This window comes from Candidatus Symbiopectobacterium sp. NZEC135, from assembly GCF_025962695.1.
This window is the reverse complement of the sequence record NZ_JAGFPF010001051.1, coordinates 1-752: the sequence shown is the minus strand read 5'-3', so window position 1 is coordinate 752 and position 752 is coordinate 1. Positions and strand designations below refer to the sequence as shown.

Below are 752 nucleotides of genomic sequence, written 5' to 3'. Positions count from 1 at the left end.
AGCGTCTCCAGCAGTGGGGTACGCTGGAAGGGCAGCGTCTGACGCTGAATGCCGCCTCGCTGGACAACCGCGGCAAATTGCTGGGTGTAGAGGCGTTAACCCTGCATGTCGCCGACGCTATCTTCAACAGTGGTTATTTGCTCAGTCAGGGTGATGCCAGCATTCAAACCACGGCACTGGAGAATACCGGGCAGTGGCAGGCAAAACGTATTGATGTCAATGCGGCGCGCTTGACCAACAGTGGCAGCATGCTGGGGGTTGATGCGTTGACGCTGACCTTAGCGGAGCGCCTTGATAACAGCGCTTCCGGCAAACTGTTTAGCCAGGGCATTGCCAGCATCAATGCAGCAAATGTGGTCAACCTCGGTGAATGGCAGGCGTCGCAGTTGGTGGTGCAGGCCAACCGGTTTGATAATCAAGGGCGCATGCAGGGTGATGCGCTGTTAAGCATTGAAACGGTTGTAACACCGGCACCGCTCACCGGGCGTATTGCCGCGCTTGGCGCGCAAACCGCGCAACCAAGCTTAACCAATCAGGGCACGTTGCTATCCGGCGGGGAACTGCACCTGAACGGACAACAGATAGAAAACCGCGGTACGCTGCTCAGTGACGCAATGCACATTGGCGCGCATTCGCTGCGTAACCACGGTGATATTACGGCATTAACCACCCTGAACGCTGAACTGAGCTCCGTACTGAATAATGATGGTGCCATCAGCGGTGAAAATGTTGCTATTGTCGCTGAACGTATT

General features: G+C 55.9%; 1 protein-coding gene. It reads left to right on the top strand.

Features of this window, described 5'->3' with window-relative positions:
- Window positions 1-752, top strand: a 752-nt coding sequence (locus J5224_RS32370; protein WP_264629039.1) for a hypothetical protein, incomplete at both ends; no start/stop codon positions are given.